Source organism: Stenotrophomonas sp. YJH_SMC_12-1 (genome assembly GCF_059370935.1).
The window spans coordinates 25,876-39,779 of the sequence record NZ_JCAFUD010000007.1 but is presented as its reverse complement, the minus strand read 5'-3'; the positions used below and the strand labels follow the sequence as shown (position 1 = coordinate 39,779).

13 protein-coding genes and 1 riboswitch are annotated in these 13,904 nt (G+C 67.3%); of the genes, 7 read left to right on the top strand and 6 right to left on the bottom strand.

Annotated elements, in window-relative coordinates:
• Window positions 1-110 precede the first annotated feature (110 nt).
• The gene (locus AC5P8Y_RS13830) at window positions 111-1,130 is read left to right on the top strand and encodes a ribonucleotide-diphosphate reductase subunit beta (RefSeq protein WP_005407669.1); all 1,020 of its coding nucleotides are present in this window, start codon (window positions 111-113) and stop codon (window positions 1,128-1,130) included.
• Window positions 1,131-1,292: 162 nt separating this feature from the next.
• Entirely contained in the window at window positions 1,293-1,751 is a 459-nt protein-coding gene (locus tag AC5P8Y_RS13825; protein ID WP_227416083.1) for a hypothetical protein, read from the top strand.
• Window positions 1,752-1,790: 39 nt separating this feature from the next.
• Here AC5P8Y_RS13825 and AC5P8Y_RS13820 read toward each other — a convergent pair whose 3' ends face one another.
• The gene (locus AC5P8Y_RS13820; protein ID WP_005407671.1) at window positions 1,791-2,426 is read right to left on the bottom strand and encodes a LysE family translocator; all 636 of its coding nucleotides are present in this window, start codon (window positions 2,424-2,426) and stop codon (window positions 1,791-1,793) included.
• Between the two features lie 152 nt (window positions 2,427-2,578).
• Between AC5P8Y_RS13820 and AC5P8Y_RS13815 the strand changes: the two genes are divergently transcribed.
• The 3 genes from AC5P8Y_RS13815 to AC5P8Y_RS13805 all read left to right on the top strand — a co-directional run bounded on the left by AC5P8Y_RS13815 (window position 2,579) and on the right by AC5P8Y_RS13805 (window position 5,073).
• Window positions 2,579-2,980 carry an acyl-CoA thioesterase gene (locus tag AC5P8Y_RS13815; RefSeq protein ID WP_005407672.1) on the top strand — a complete coding sequence of 134 codons (402 nt, stop codon included), beginning with the start codon at window positions 2,579-2,581 and terminating at the stop codon, window positions 2,978-2,980.
• A gap of 55 nt (window positions 2,981-3,035) precedes the next feature.
• Window positions 3,036-3,851, top strand: a complete 816-nt coding sequence (locus AC5P8Y_RS13810) for an NAD-dependent protein deacetylase (protein WP_049403802.1) — start codon at window positions 3,036-3,038, stop codon at window positions 3,849-3,851.
• Between the two features lie 121 nt (window positions 3,852-3,972).
• Window positions 3,973-5,073, top strand: coding sequence for an NADH:flavin oxidoreductase/NADH oxidase (locus tag AC5P8Y_RS13805; RefSeq protein ID WP_005411935.1), 1,101 nt, complete (start codon window positions 3,973-3,975; stop codon window positions 5,071-5,073).
• Between the two features lie 3 nt (window positions 5,074-5,076).
• Here the strand turns inward: AC5P8Y_RS13805 and AC5P8Y_RS13800 are convergent, their stop codons facing one another.
• On the bottom strand, window positions 5,077-5,988 hold the full coding sequence (locus AC5P8Y_RS13800; RefSeq protein WP_111108756.1) for a LysR family transcriptional regulator: 912 nt from the start codon (window positions 5,986-5,988) through the stop codon (window positions 5,077-5,079).
• A gap of 114 nt (window positions 5,989-6,102) precedes the next feature.
• On the opposite strand from AC5P8Y_RS13800, the gene purU reads away from it, so the two are divergent.
• Entirely contained in the window at window positions 6,103-6,954 is an 852-nt protein-coding gene (gene purU, locus AC5P8Y_RS13795; RefSeq protein ID WP_005411937.1) for a formyltetrahydrofolate deformylase, read from the top strand.
• A gap of 287 nt (window positions 6,955-7,241) precedes the next feature.
• Here purU and pncA read toward each other — a convergent pair whose 3' ends face one another.
• From pncA to AC5P8Y_RS13775, 4 genes are all read right to left on the bottom strand, one after another.
• On the bottom strand, window positions 7,242-7,868 hold the full coding sequence (gene pncA, locus AC5P8Y_RS13790; protein WP_049403799.1) for a bifunctional nicotinamidase/pyrazinamidase: 627 nt from the start codon (window positions 7,866-7,868) through the stop codon (window positions 7,242-7,244).
• Between the two features lie 55 nt (window positions 7,869-7,923).
• A complete protein-coding gene (locus tag AC5P8Y_RS13785) occupies window positions 7,924-8,610 on the bottom strand; it encodes an epoxyqueuosine reductase QueH (RefSeq protein ID WP_005407678.1) in 687 nt (228 codons plus the stop codon).
• Window positions 8,611-8,771: 161 nt separating this feature from the next.
• Window positions 8,772-9,001: riboswitch (cobalamin riboswitch) on the bottom strand.
• A gap of 83 nt (window positions 9,002-9,084) precedes the next feature.
• Window positions 9,085-10,494, bottom strand: a complete 1,410-nt coding sequence (locus AC5P8Y_RS13780; RefSeq protein ID WP_049403798.1) for a nicotinate phosphoribosyltransferase — start codon at window positions 10,492-10,494, stop codon at window positions 9,085-9,087.
• Between the two features lie 64 nt (window positions 10,495-10,558).
• Entirely contained in the window at window positions 10,559-11,608 is a 1,050-nt protein-coding gene (locus AC5P8Y_RS13775; RefSeq protein ID WP_495202023.1) for a bifunctional nicotinamide-nucleotide adenylyltransferase/Nudix hydroxylase, read from the bottom strand.
• A gap of 193 nt (window positions 11,609-11,801) precedes the next feature.
• On the opposite strand from AC5P8Y_RS13775, the gene AC5P8Y_RS13770 reads away from it, so the two are divergent.
• Window positions 11,802-13,694: a patatin-like phospholipase family protein gene (locus AC5P8Y_RS13770; RefSeq protein ID WP_049403796.1), complete on the top strand. Its 1,893-nt coding sequence runs from the start codon at window positions 11,802-11,804 to the stop codon at window positions 13,692-13,694.
• The last annotated feature ends 210 nt before the right edge of the window (window positions 13,695-13,904 follow it).

The following is a 13,904-nucleotide window of genomic DNA, read 5'->3' as shown; positions in this document are numbered from 1 at the left end:
ACTCGAACACCTCGCACCTGTAGAGCCGAGCCATGCTCGGCTGCGGAAAAACACCCACGGTAGCGCCGGGCCACGCCCGGCGGCTCACCCAGGAATTCAAGGAAACACCCATGGCCGACAAGCCCAAGCAGATGCTGCTCGATCCCGGTTTTGAACTGACCCTGCGCCCGATGCGCTACCCGCAGTTCTATGACATGTACCGGAACGCGATCAAGAACACCTGGACGGTGGAAGAGATCAACTTCCAGATCGACATCACCGACCTGCACAGCAAGATGTCGCCGGGCGAGCGCCACCTGATCCACCGCCTGGTCGCGTTCTTCGCCACCGGCGACTCGATCGTCTCCAACAACCTGGTGCTGAACCTGTACCAGCATCTCAATGCGCCGGAAGCGCGCATGTACCTGTCGCGCCAGCTGTATGAAGAAGCGCTGCACGTGCAGTTCTACCTGACCCTGCTCGACAACTACCTGCCGGATCCGGAAGAGCGCGCCAAGGCGTTCTCGGCGGTGGAGAACATCGACTCGATCAAGAAGAAGGCCGATTTCTGCTTCAAGTGGATCGACTCGATCCAGAGCCTGACCCGCATCGAGACCCGCGAACAGCGCCGCCAGTTCCTGCTCAACCAGATCTGCTTCGCCGCCTGCATCGAAGGCCTGTTCTTCTTCGCGGCCTTTGCCTACGTGTACTACTTCCGTTCGCGCGGCCTGCTGCCGGGCCTGGCCTCGGGCACCAACTGGGTGTTCCGCGACGAGAGCGCGCACATGGAGTTCGCGTTCGAGTCGGTGCGCGTGGTGCGTGAGGAAGAACCGGACCTGTTCGACGAAGAGATGAAGCAGCAGGTCTACGACATGCTGGCCGAAGCCATCGAATGCGAAGTGCAGTTCGCCGAGGACGTGCTGTCCGGCGGCGTGGCCGGCATCTCCACCCGCGACATGCGCCAGTACCTGCAGCACTGTGCCGACCAGCACTTCGCCAAGCTGGGCATGGAAAAGAAGTACAACGTGCGCAACCCGCTGCCGTTCATGGAACTGCAGGACGTGCAGGAACTGACCAACTTCTTCGAACGCCGCGTCTCGGCCTACCAGGTCGGCGTGCAGGGCGAAGTCGCCTTCGACATGAACTTCTGATCGAACCGGCCCGGCCTGTCGCAACGAAGAACCCCGGCCAATGCCGGGGTTTTTCGTTGCGCATCAGAAGGATGAGCTATTCTCGCTGGACGCCAGTGGCGGCAGTGCGTCGTACCCCTGCCGGGCCTGGAGGAAAAGGGGAAGCGACTGCAGGAATGACGCGTGGACAATCCCAGCGCCGGGTTTCCGTGCGCGTGGTCCTGCCATGGTGGCGCAACTGAATGGACCCTGGAGGTCGCAATGGAGACTGCAGTGCCTGGAACAGCAACCCGCAGGACCGTGTTTCGTGGGTGGATGGGGGGACTGTTCGCCGTCCTGGTCGCCTGTCCGCCCCTCGCCCATGGCACGAACTGCGATTCCAAGGTGACCAACGTTTCCATCGATGCCAGCGGCAAGGTGTTCGTGGCGACCACCGTCTCGCCCATCCACGCGGTCTGCAACATCGTCAGCAAAGGCGACTTCAGCATGCCGCCCGAGGTTTGCAAGGCAACCTACGCCATGCTGATGAGTGCGAAGGTCTCCGCCATACCCATCCGCCTGTACTACACCAGCGTGCCGCAATGTGGCGATATCAAGGCCTGGTCGGCACAACCAAGCTTCTACCACGCTGAACTGTTCTGATTACGGGGCCGGGCGTATCGCCTGGAGGGCACGCCGCGATCAGCGCCGCCCTTCCACCGCCATGCGCACCGCCAGTCCGGCCAGCACCGTGCCCATCAGCCAGCGCTGCACCATCTGCCAGGTCGGGCGTGCGGCCAGGAAGCCGGCGATGCTGCCGGCGGTCAGCGCGATCATGCCGTTCACGCTGACGCTGACCAGGATCTGGGTGGAGCCCAGCACGATCGACTGCATCAGCACGCTGCCTTCGCTGTCCGGGTGCAGGAACTGCGGCAGCAGCGACAGGTACATCACCGCCACTTTCGGGTTCAGCAGATTGGTCAGGAATCCCATCGTGAACAGCTTGCGCGGGCTGTCCTGCGGCAGTTCGCGCACCGCGAACGGCGAACGGCCACCGGGCTTGAGCGCCTGCCAGGCCAGGTACAGCAGGTACAGCGCGCCACCGATGCGCAGCGCGTCGTAGGCGAACGGTACCGTCATCAGCAGGGCGGTGATGCCCAATGCCGCGCACAGCATGTAGAACACGAAGCCCAGTGCCACTCCGCCCAGCGAGATCAGTCCCGCCATCGGCCCCTGGCAGATCGAGCGCGAGATGACGTAGATCATGTTCGGCCCGGGCGTGAGCACCATGGCCAGCGAAACCAGCGCAAAGGCCAGCAGGTCGGAAGTGGCGGGCATGGGAGGTCCTGGCAGTGGGCGTGGCGCAGTGTAACGCCTGCTGCAGGCGCGGCCTGCGCAGGCACCGCTGCCGGGTGACCGTTGCACGTGCATTCCGATGGCCGTCACGCCGGTCGCTTAGAATCCGCAGCACCCCACACCGAAGCTCCCCCATGACCCCGATCCCCGAGACCGTGCCGCCCATCGAAGTGCGCATGGCCGAAATCGTCTTCCCCAACCACACCAACCACCTTGGCACCCTGTTCGGTGGCCAGGCACTGGCGTGGATGGACAAGGCCGCGTTCCTGGCTGCCGCCCGCTACTCGCGCCGTACCGTGGTGACCGCGCGCAGCGACCAGGTCGACTTCAAGCTGCCGATCCGCATCGGCCAGATGGTGGAAACCATCGGCCGCATCGTCGAAGTCGGCCGCAGTTCGATGAAGGTGGAGGTGGAACTGGTCGCCGAAGACCTGCACAGCGGCGAGCGCAAGCTGTGCACCCGCGGCCACTTCGTGATGATCGCGCTGGACGAGGAAGGCCACCCGATCGCGGTGCCGCCGCTGCCGGCGGCCTGACCCGGACAACCGACCGGCGCTTGCGGGGGCGCTGCGGCGCCCCCATCTGGCAGCCATGACCCCGCCACTGACCGACTTCATCGACCGCGCCCAGCGCCTGTTCGTGCTGACCGGCGCCGGCTGCAGCACCGCCTCGGGCATTCCCGATTACCGCGATAGCGACGGCCAGTGGAAACGCACGCCACCGGTGACCTACCAGGCCTTCATGGGCGAGACGGCTACCCGCCAGCGCTACTGGGCGCGCAGCCTGCTGGGCTGGCCGCGCTTCGGCCTGGCCCGGCCCAACGGTACCCACCAGGCCCTGGCCGCACTGGAAAGCCGTGGCAAGCTGCAGGTGCTGCTGACCCAGAACGTGGACGGCCTGCACCAGCGCGCCGGCAGCCGTAACGTGATCGACCTGCATGGCCGCCTGGACCTGGTGCGCTGCATGGGCTGCGAGCGCCGCAGTGGCCGCGAGGACTTCCAGCAGCGCCTGCTGGACGCCAACCCCGGCTGGGATGCGCTGGAGGCCGGCGTCGCGCCTGATGGCGACGCCGACCTGGAGACCGATTTCTCCAGCTTCGTGGTACCCGGGTGCCCGCACTGCGGCGGGGTGTTGAAGCCGGACGTGGTATTTTTCGGCGAAAACGTGCCCCGCGAGCGGGTGGAGGCGGTGCACGAGCACCTGCAGCAGGCCGACGCCGTGCTGGTGGTGGGCTCGTCGCTGATGGTCTATTCCGGCTTCCGCTTCGTGCAGGCGGCGGCCAAAGCAGGACTGCCGGTGGCGGCGTTGAACCGTGGCCGCACCCGTGCAGACGACCTGCTGCAGTTCAAGGATGAACGCGATTGTGCTGAGGCCCTGGCGTCGGTTATCGAACCATCGGCTGGGTAGAGTCGACTGTCAGTCGACTCTACAGGCCACCCGCCGCCGCGAAACAGCGATCCATCCAGATGGTTGATCCCGGAGCCGTGCGGCGGTGCAATACGCATCCCCTACGTCGTCCATCACTGTCTTGAGCCAGCTGTTTTCGCCGATCTCGTTCGGCCCCCTGACCCTGTCCAACCGCATCGTCGTCGCGCCGATGTGCCAGTACTCCGCCGAAGACGGCCGCGCCAGCGACTGGCATGCCATGCACCTGGGCAACCTGGCGCAATCCGGCGCCGGCCTGCTGATCCTGGAAGCCACCGCGGTCGAGCCGCGTGGCCGCATCAGCTGGGCCGACCTGGGCCTTTGGGATGACGGCACCGAGGCCGCGTTGGCACAGGTACTGGCCAGCGTCCGCCGCTGGTCGCCGATGCCGCTGGGCATCCAGCTCGGCCATGCCGGTCGCAAGGCCTCGGTGAACCGCCCTTGGGACGGCGGTGGCCAGCTGCCGGCCGACGATGCGCGTGGCTGGGCCACCGTGGCGCCGTCGCCGCTGCCGTTCCACGCCGCCGATCCGGCACCGCAGGAACTGGACGAGGCCGGCATCGCCGAGGTCATCGCCGCCTTCGCCGCCAGTGCGGTGCGTGCCGAGCGCCTCGGCTTCGAGCTGATCGAGCTGCATGCCGCCCACGGCTACCTGCTGCACCAGTTCCTGTCGCCGCTGAGCAACCGTCGCACTGATGGCTACGGTGGCTCATTGCCGAACCGCCTGCGCCTGCTGGTGGAAGTGTTCGACGCCGTGCGTGCGGCGGTATCGGACAAGGTCGCCGTGGGCGTGCGCATCTCCGCCAGCGACTGGGTCGATGGCGGCTGGGATCTGGTGCAGAGCGAAGCGCTGGCCCAGGTGCTGGACGCGCGCGGCTGCAATTTCCTGCACGTCTCCAGCGGTGGCCTGGACGAACGCCAGAAGATCACCGTCGGTCCGGGCTACCAGGTGCCGTTCGCGGCAGCGATCAAGGCCAAGGTGCGCATGCCGGTCATCGCCGTGGGCATGATCACCGAGCCCGAGCAGGCCGAATCGATCCTGCGCCATCGCCACGCCGATGCCGTGGCCCTGGCGCGCGGCATCCTCTACGACCCGCGCTGGCCGTGGCATGCCGCTGCCGCATTGCGCGACAGCGTGGAACCTGCGCCACAGTACCTGCGCTGCGAGCCGCGCGATGCGCGCGGCGTGTTCAAGACGCGCTGAGGCTCACACCCGCCAGGCCGGCGCGATGCCGGCCTGAAGGTGTTCGAACAGCGCGCGGATCTTGGCGGTGAAATCGCGGCGGTCGCTGACGCAGAAGTAGACCTCCATCGGTTCCGGGCGCCACGCGGTGTCGGCGCCGAACACCGCCTGCAGGCGGCCCTCGCGCAGGTACGGCTCGGCCACGAATGCGGCCAGCCGGGTGATGCCGGCACCGGCCGCCGCCAGCGTCGCCAGCGCATCGATGTCATCGCAGACCATGCTCGGTGGCAGCGTGGCGTCCACGCGCTGGCCGTCCTTCAGCAGGCCCCAGCGCAATGGCCGGCCATCGGTAGGGAAGCGGTGCAGCAACCCGCGATGACCGCCCAGTTCGGAAGGCTGTTGCGGGGTGCCGTGCGCCTTCAGGTAGGCCGGCGAGGCACAGAACACGAACGGAACACGCGCCAGCTGCCGCGCGACCACGCCGTCCTCCAGCTGCGCCCCGATGCGGATGCTGGCATCCACCGCTTCCGGCCCATGCTGCACGGCGCGGTCGGTCAGGCGCAGCTCCAGCTGCAGTTGTGGGTAGCGCTGCTGCAGTGAAGGCAACAAGGGGGCAAGCACGTGGCGACCGAAGGCGCTGCTGCTGGCGATGCGCAGCGGCCCGGCCGGTTCGATGTCACCGGCGGTGACCATCGCCTGCGCGCGCGCCAGGTCGGCTTCGATGTGGCGCACCTGCGCCAGGTACAGCGCGCCGGCCTCGCTGAGGGCCAGCTGCCGCGTACTCCGGTTCAGCAACCGTACGCCCAGATGGGCCTCCAGCCGGTTGATGTTCTGGCCGACCGCGGTGGCGCTGATGCCAAGGATGCGGGCCGCGGCGGCAATGCTGCCGGTCTCTGCGGTGCGGGTGAAGCTGCGGATCAGTTGCAACAGGTTCATGACCGACCAGCTTGCCACGGGAAGGTCCAAGTATCGCTTGGTACTGAACCAAGCAGGTCGGTTGCACCCGTGATCATCCGGCCGCTGGGCAGGGCGCTGCCCTACACTGTGGCGATGCGCCCCGATTCCATTCTTACCCTGTCATGCCCCGACCGCACCGGCATCGTCTACCGCGTGTCCGGCCTGCTGTTCGACCACGGCTGCAACATCCTCGACGCCCAGCAGTTCGGCGATGAGGAGAGTGGCCGCTTCTTCCTGCGCGTGCACTTCGACCGCGATGCCGGCCTGCCGCTGGAGACCGTGCACGCCGCCATGGCCACGCTTGCCGAAGGCTTCGGCATGGACTGGCAGCTGCACGATGGCCGACGCCGCGCGCGGCTGCTGGTGCTGGTCAGCAAACAGGGGCATTGCCTCAACGACCTGCTGTTCCGCGCCCACAGCGGCCAGCTGAAGGTGGACATCGCAGCAGTGGCGTCCAACCACGCCGACTTCGCGCCGCTGGCGGCGTCCTACCAGGTGCCGTTCCACCACCTGCCGGTGACCGCCGATACACGCGCGGTGCAGGAGCAGCAGATCATCGACCTCGTCGAGCGCGAACGCATCGACCTGGTGGTGCTGGCGCGCTACATGCAGATCCTGTCACCCACGCTGTGCCGCGCGCTGGCCGGCCGTGCCATCAACATCCACCACAGCTTCCTGCCCAGCTTCAAGGGCGCGCAGCCGTACCACCAGGCACACGCGCGTGGGGTCAAGATCATCGGCGCCACCGCGCACTATGTCACCGAGGACCTGGACGAAGGCCCGATCATCGAACAGGACGTGGCCCGCGTGGACCACGCGATGGCACCGCGTGAACTGGTGCGGCTGGGCAGCGATACCGAATCGCTGGTGCTGGCACGCGCGGTTCGCCGCCATGTGGAGCACCGCATCCTGCTCAACGGGCATCGCACGGTGGTATTCCGGTAATCGCCCATCCCGCGTCCGCCGGGCATGGCCCGGCGCTACCACGGGTGCTATCCGGTAGTACCGGCCGCTGGCCGGCAACTGCAGAGGTCCCGAGGTTGCCGGCCAGCGGCCGGCACTACCGAATCCTGATTTCATCCAATGAAAAGTCCCCGGTTCGGCCGTCCCGCGATCTATAGGGGGGCGTAGTTAGGGGGCTGGATGAATCGATTGTGTTGTTGTGGGCAGGAGCGCGCAAGCAGCATAAGCGACGTGCGCGATAGCGCGGGGCCATGCCCGGCGGTCACGCCTCAGACGATCGCGATCCCCGCCTTGCCCAGCGCCTCGCGCACCATCACGTCGTTGGCTTCGGTCACCGGCTTGGTCAGCTCCCACAGGAACTTCACCCGGAAGCCGGACTTCACCGCGTCCTGCGCGCTCCACAGCACGCAGTAGTCACGGGCCAGGCCGCATACGTGCACTTCGCGGATGCGGCGTTCATGCAGCCAGCCGGCCAGGCCGGTGGCCGGGCGCTCGCCCTCGGGGCCGTGGTTCTCGCGGAAGGCGCTGTACGAATCCACCTGTTGGCGCGTGCCCTTGCGCAGGATCAGGTCGGCCACGGTCCAGTCCACGCCCGGGTGCAGGGCGGCACCGGCGCTGCCCTGCACGCAGTGGTCCGGCCACAGGGTCTGCGGCTGCGCGTGCAGCAGGATGGTCTCGAACGGGCGTTGGCCGGGGTGCTGGCTGGCGAACGAGGCATGGTCGGCCGGGTGCCAGTCCTGTGTTGCCACCACGGTGCGGTAGCGGCGCTGCGCCAGCAGATCGGCAATGGGTGCCACCAGCGCATCGCCCTGGTCGCAGGCCAGGGCGCCACCGGGCATGAAGTCCGGCTGCAGGTCGATCACCAGCAGGGCGACATCGGCGGGCAGGGCGGTCATGGCAGTTCCGGTACAACAGAAGGGGCGACCAGCGTGGCCGCCCCATGCCTGCACGTCAATCGTCCTGCGGCGTCCCAGCGTCCTGCCCGTAGTACAACAGGCCGATCTTGATCCGCTCGCGGCCATTCTCGCGGCGATGGCGGTTGGCATCGCGCAGCGAGTACACGCAGCCGCAGTATTCCTGCTGGTAGAACTGCTCGCGCTTGCTGATCTCGATCATGCGGCTGGCACCGCCGCCCTTGCGCCAGTTGTAGTCCCAGTACTGCAGGCCTTCATAGCGCGAGGCGGCGCGGATGCCGCAGTCGTTGATCTGCGCCATGTTCTTCCAGCGCGAGATGCCCAGCGAAGAACTGATGGTGTCGTAGCCGTGCTCGTGCGCGTACAGCGCAGTGCGCTCGAAGCGCATGTCGAAGCACATCGTGCAGCGGATGCCGCGTTCGGGCTCGTTTTCCATGCCGCGTGCACGGCTGAACCAGTTGTCGGTGTCGTAGTCGCAGTCGATGAAAGGAATGCCGTGCTGCTCGGCGAAGCGGATGTTCTCCTGCTTGCGCAGCTCGTACTCCTTCACCGGGTGGATGTTGGGGTTGTAGAAGAAGATCGCGTAGTCGATCCCGGAGGCGGTGATCGCCTCCATCACTTCGCCGGAACAGGGCGCGCAGCACGAATGCAGCAGCAGGCGCTTGCCGTCGGCGGGCAGGGTCAGGGTGGGGCGTTGGAGCTCGGTCATCGTCAGGTACCGCATGGACCGCCGGCAACGGCGGTGGCCCATGCATCAGCGCGTGGGTGAACGGGTCTGGCCGGATACCGTGAACAGGACGCGCGCGGCCACATCGCCTGCACGCGCAGGACGACGACGGCCCCGGCAACCTCCCCGCGGAGATTCCAGGTCGAGTCAGGGGACGGTCGTGTCCCCCGGCCGGGGCCGGTATTCGGGCTGATGGACTCGGGCCGCAGCCCACCTACTACCTGCCGCTTCCCAGGCGCGAGCCCAGTGCTGTTGGCAGGATTCGTTTCCATTCACCGCTGCGGGGCAGCTCCGGAATGGACGCGCGAGGCGCCTTCACCGGATTCCCGTTTAAATCCCTCCCCGCGCCGCAGCGATGGGAGGGATACCTTCGGCGTGTGCAAGGTGGACCTGTTGGTGGCGCCGGTCAAGAGCGCAGGGGGCAGAGCCCGCTGCGCTGCAACGGGATCCAACCCCGGTCGGGATGCACCTTCAATGCCCCACGGCCGCCCGCGTGCGGATGTCGTCCAGCCGCTGGTCGTGCAGCAGGCGGCCGTTCTCCCACACGGTCACCATTGCGTCCTCGAAGCCGTCCGGCAGGGTGTCGTCGCCATTGGCCGGCAGTGGCACCGTATGCAGGCTGCCATCGTCCAGGCGGCGCAGCAGGCGCATGCGGCCACGCTTGCTGGCCTTGCCGGCGTCGGTGACCGGATCCTTGTAGACGTCGATCCACTCACCCTCGACCCGCGCCGCCGAGCACTTCAGCGCGAACTTCTGCGTATCGCGGTCCAGCCGCTGCAGCAGTGCACCGCCCATGCCGAAGGCCACGTTGTCGACGGCGTAGCCGTCGTCGGTGATGCGCTGCAGGATCGCGCGGATGGTGTCCGGATTGATGCCATCGCCCTGGATCACCCGCACGTGGTTGAGCACGCGATAGCCCTTGCCGTTGAGGCTGTGGCCGAAGGCTTCATCCAGCCGGCGCAGGCTTTCGGCCACCACCTCCACCGGGTCACCCGAGTCGGGACGGATGACCAGGGTGGCGCCCGACGCGATCACGTCATCGCGCAGGGTGGTGCCCCAGTGTTCGCTGATCGCGCGGTAGATGTCATAGCTGTCCGACACCACCGCCACGATCGAACCGGGCTTGCCGAACTGGCGCAGCATGTTGCGATAGGCGTCCACCTCGCGTTCGCGGCCCCAACTGGTGATGGTGCTGTGCTCGGCGGCCGGAATCGAATAGCCGGCCATCGGTGCGTGGTAGTGCGCGCGTGCCAGGCACAGCGCCGACACGGTATCGGTGCCGAGGAAGTTGACCAGGTGCGCGGCACCGCCCAACGCGGCCGATTCCAGGCTCGATACACCGCGCGCGCCGAAGTCGTGCAGCTTGAACGGCAGCTGCCCCTGCGGGTCGTCGCTGGTCTGCTGCAGGAACGCGGCGATGGTCTGCCGTGCGTGCCAGCTGATGGTGGCCACGGTGACCGGATACCACACGCGCAGCAGCAGCGTTTCCAGATACGACGGCACCCAGAACGCAGCCGGATCGGTCGACTCGATGGTCATCAGTGCCTGGTGGGTGGGCACCACGCTGCCCTCGGGAACGGCGCGGATGCGCACCGGCAGGTGGCCGCCAAGCCGGTCGACGATATCGCGCCAGCCGGCCTCGTTGAACGGTTCGCCATGGGCGGCGAATACCGCAGCAGCGTCGTCGATGTCGGCGTGGGTGACCGGTCGTGCCAGCGCGTCCTTGAGGATCGCCTGCAGGCCGAAGAACACCGTGCGATCGTGCAGGCCGCCACGTGATTCGACGTAGAAGAACGTGGCATCGGTACCCGGCGGGTACTGCAGCCAATGGCTGGCCTTGTAGCTGTCGGTGTTGAGGAGAAGATTATCGAGGTAGTGCATGACGGAAGCTCCTTCGCGTCGAGTGACACCAGCGGTCTATCCGCCAGTGGGGGGGCCGGGCCTGTCAGCCGCGGCCGAGGAAATACTCCAGGATGTGCAGGTGGTCTTCGAACAGCTGCGGGCCCATGTCCAGGGCTTCACTCACCGGTATCCAGCGCGCCTTGTCTGCGTCGTCGCCGCCGCGCACCGGCGGCAGTTCACCGGCCGGGAATTCGAAGTGGAAACCGTGGGTGATGGTGCGGCCGCGCTGGCTGCGGTCGGGGTGGTCGAAGACCTGCTGGCCCTTCAGCGAACCCTTCAGCACCGGCAGCGGAATCTTCAGCCGGGTTTCCTCGCGCAGTTCGCGCAGGCAGCTGTCGAGCAGGCTCTGTTCCTGGCCGACGAAGCCGCCGGGCAGCGCCCACAGCCCCTTGCCGGGTTCCGAGCGGCGACGCACCAGCAGCACGTGGCCTGAATGCACCACCACCGCATCGGTGGTGACGAAGGTGGGCGCGTAGGGCGCATCCTTCCAGGCGGCCTTGTACTGTTCGATGAAGCGGTACTCGGCGACCAGCTGGCCATAGGCAGGCGCGCTTTTGCGGAACGCTTCAAGCATGTCGTACACCGGCGCCGGCACATTGCCACGCAGCATCAGCAGCGCGCCGTGGAAGTCGACGTCGCCGGCTTCGAACAGGTAGCGCCGCAGCTCGGTGGCCGACAGGGTGGCGGTATGCTGCACGTCCACCAGCGGCCACTGCGGGAACTCGCGCAGGTAGTAGCTGGACGCGTCCTTGTCCATGCCGATCAGGCCCACCTTCGCATCGGCGGCGGCGCCGTCGTTGCGCAGGGCTTCAGCCACCTGGCGCTGCACGTTGGCGATCCACTGCGCTTCGTTGTACAGGTGGTCACGCAGCGGGCGGATCAGCAGACGGTCGGTGTGGCCATCGAGGGCGGCCTGGATCATCACGGCGCGTTCGGCCGCGGTCCAGGGATTGCGCAGGCTGCGGGGGGTATCGGCAGAGCCGACCAGGAAGATCAGCTTGCGGGCCCGGCTCAGGGCCAGGCGGGCAACGGCGGCGTGGCCGTTGTGGAAGGGCTCGAATCGCCCGATGAAGACGAGATAGTCGAATTCCATGAGAATCCCTCATGTCGTTGTGGCAGCCGCGGGTCTGTCCCTTGGCTTGCTGCAGATGCTACGCCGATGGCGGGGCGGGTCAAGCCTGCAGCCGTGCTTTCTGCTGAACGGCGCATTGCGTGCGCGGACTGCGCCGTTGTTCTCAGGCCCTGAGAAGCCCCTGCGCCATACTGGCACCCACGCGGCGGACGGCATGCTCGGGGGCAAGACAGTGGCGGACAAGTACTGCGATCTGGTCATGAAAGGCGGCATCACCAGCGGCATCGTGTACCCCAATGCGGTACTGGCGCTGGCGCGCGAGTATCGCTTCAAGAGCATCGGCGGCACTTCGGCCGGCGCCATCGCCGCCGCCGTGGCGGCTGCGGCGGCCTGCGGTGATCGTCGCCAGCAGGCCGGCGAGCACCTGCCCGGCGATGCAGGCTATGGCGGGTTGTCGGCGGTGTCGGCGCAGCTGTCGCGGCGCGGCTTCATCTACAGCCTGTTCCAGCCCGCACGCGGCGCACGCGCGGCCTATCGCCTGCTGGTGGTGCTGACCGGCAATGCCAGCCTGCCGCACAAGCTGCTGTGCCTGGCCGTTGCCGTGTTCGAGATCGCGCCGCTGGAAGTGCTGGTGTCGCTGGCGCTGCTGCTCGGCCTGGGCTGGTGGGGCGGTGGTTGGAGCGGGGTGGCGGCCACGCTGCTGCCGTCGCTGCTGTGCGCGTACGGTGCGGGTGTGGCCGGTGCCGCGCTTCGTGTGGCACGCGTGGCGCGACGCAATCTGCTGGGCCTGTGCAGCGGCCTCGGCCGCGATGCACGCACGCCGGCACTGACCGAGTGGCTGCACGAATGCCTGCAGCAGTTGTCCGGCAAGCCGCTGGATGCACCGCTCACCTTCGCCGACCTGCACGATGCGCCGCGCTATGCCGGCGAGCCGGACAGCCCGCATGCGATCAGCCTGCAGATGATCACCACCTGCGTGTCGCACAACGAGCCGCGCACGCTGCCGCTGGGCGGCGCGCAGTTCTGGTTCCTGCGCGAGGAATTCGAGCAGCTGTTCCCGGCCAGCGTGGTGCAGTGGCTGGTGACGCAGGCCGGCCCGCCGCTGGAGGTGGAAGGGCGGCAGTACTACCACCTGCCGCCGGGCCCGAAGCTGCCGGTGCTGGTGGCCACGCGCATGAGCCTGAGCTTCCCGCTGCTGATCAGCGCGGTGCCGCTGCATGAACCCTCACGCCGCGAACGACGCTGCGAGCCGACCACGCCGGCGGCCGACCCCGAGCACAACGTGGCCGACAGCATGGAAGGGCTGACCAGCGCCGGGCAGGCTTGCGGCCCGGTGATCACCGCCTTCCGCATCTGCTGGTTCTCCGATGGTGGCATCAGCAGCAATTTCCCGATCCATCTGTTCGATGCCGCGTTGCCGCGCTGGCCGACCTTCGCCATCAATCTGGTCTACCCGCAGCACGCCGAAGAGGTGAACCACGGCAGCAGTGGCCGTCAGTCGCTGGAGCACGCGGTGTTCCTGCCCACCGAGAACCGACACGGCTGGCAGCGCACCTACCAGTCGATCGCCACACCGCTGGCGGCCGCCGAGCTGGGCCGCTTCCTGTTCGCGGTGGTGGCGACCATGCAGAACTGGCGCGATCTGCTGCAGGCGCGCGCGCCGGGCTACCGCGACCGCATCGTGCACGTCAGCCTGCAGGGCGACGAAGGCGGCATGAACCTGGACATGCCGCAGGAGGTGCTGACCCGCATCGCCGACAAGGGCAGCCTAGCCGGTGCGCGCTTCTGTTCGTTCTCGTTCGAGAACCACTACTGGATCCGCTGGCGCAACCTGGCCTCGGCCTACCAGCGCTACACGCTGGAAGTGGCACGCACCGATGATCCGGCGCAGCAGGTACTGGCCTACCGCGCGGCGTACGCGATGGTTGCCCGCGGGGAACCGGCACCGCCGTCGTACAAGCTGGGCTCGGAAGACAAGCGGGCGGCCTCGCAGCAGCTGTGGGGGTTGATGGTCGAGCAGGGACGTACCTGGGAAGACCTCGGCCCGGACCTTACCGACGGCGCACCGCGTCCGCTGCCGCAGATGAAGGTGACGCCGATCTACTGAGCCGGTAGTAGATCCACGCCATGCGTGGATGCATTTCGCGCAGGGCCAGAGCGTGCCGACCAACGGTCGGCACCCACCATCAGCATCAGCATCACCATCAGCATCAGCATCAGGTTCCAGCACCAGGAGGAAACTGTCGAAGGCGGGCTGGTGTCGGATTGCGGGGTGTCCGCGGCATGGATGCCGGGGGTCACTTCAGGGACGGGTTCA